Consider the following 1486-nt stretch of genomic DNA (forward strand, 5'->3'; position numbering starts at 1 on the left):
TATGGAGCTTGTGGTGCTCCCGAATATCAGTAACGAAGCAGACCGGGCCCGAGCGCAGGATGAACTGCCGCAGAGCGCAGCCGGCAAAACCATTATGACTACAGAGCCTAAATTTGTTCCGAATCAGGCGATGTCTGTTCATGTGTCAGACGGACTCGATGTGAATATAAGATTAGTAGATTGTGTAGGTTACACAGTGCCCGGCGCTAAAGGATACGAAGATGAAAACGGGCCGCGGATGATCAATACGCCTTGGTACGAAGAACCGATCCCATTTCATGAGGCTGCTGAAATCGGCACTCGAAAAGTCATTCAAGAACACTCGACCATCGGAGTTGTCATTACGACAGACGGCACCATTGGAGATATCGCCAGAAGTGACTATATAGAGGCTGAAGAAAGAGTCATTGAAGAGCTGAAAGAGGTTGGCAAACCTTTTATTATGGTCATCAACTCAGTCAGGCCGTATCACCCGGAAACGGAAGCCATGCGCCAGGATTTAAGCGAAAAATATGATATCCCGGTATTGGCAATGAGTGTAGAGAGCATGCGGGAATCAGATGTGCTGAGTGTGCTCAGAGAGGCCCTCTACGAGTTTCCGGTGCTAGAAGTGAATGTCAATCTCCCAAGCTGGGTAATGGTGCTGAAAGAAAACCATTGGCTGCGTGAAAGCTATCAGGAGTCCGTGAAGGAAACGGTTAAGGATATTAAACGGCTCCGGGACGTAGACAGGGTTGTCGGCCAATTCAGCGAGTTTGAATTCATTGAAAGTGCCGGATTAGCCGGAATTGAGCTGGGCCAAGGGGTGGCAGAAATTGATTTGTACGCGCCTGATCATCTATATGATCAAATCCTAAAAGAAGTTGTGGGCGTCGAAATCAGAGGAAGAGACCATCTGCTTGAGCTCATGCAAGACTTCGCCCATGCGAAAACAGAATATGATCAAGTGTCTGATGCCTTAAAAATGGTCAAACAGACGGGATACGGCATTGCAGCGCCTGCTTTAGCTGATATGAGTCTCGATGAGCCGGAAATTATAAGGCAGGGCTCGCGATTCGGTGTGAGGCTGAAAGCTGTCGCTCCGTCGATCCATATGATCAAAGTCGATGTCGAAAGCGAATTCGCCCCGATTATCGGAACGGAAAAACAAAGTGAAGAGCTTGTACGCTATTTAATGCAGGACTTTGAGGATGATCCGCTCTCCATCTGGAATTCCGATATCTTCGGAAGGTCGCTGAGCTCAATTGTGAGAGAAGGGATTCAGGCAAAGCTGTCATTAATGCCTGAAAACGCACGGTATAAATTAAAAGAAACATTAGAAAGAATCATAAACGAAGGCTCTGGCGGCTTAATCGCCATCATCCTGTAATACCGGTAGACCTCTTTATAGAATGGGAGGTCTTTTTTCTTTGCTCTTAATAATGGAAAAGGATCAAGGAATAGGATGAAAAAAGGAAAAAAAGGAATATTCGTTCGGTAAATCACC

General features: G+C 46.6%; 1 protein-coding gene. It reads left to right on the top strand.

All coding sequences use genetic code 11. The features are described from left to right. On the top strand, positions 1–1369 hold a 1369-nt coding region (spoIVA, locus tag RAC86_RS38590), incomplete at its 5' end, for a stage IV sporulation protein A (protein WP_377886943.1). Positions 1370–1486 lie beyond the last annotated feature (117 nt).

The sequence above is a fragment of the Bacillus sp. LR_5 genome (assembly GCF_042709275.1).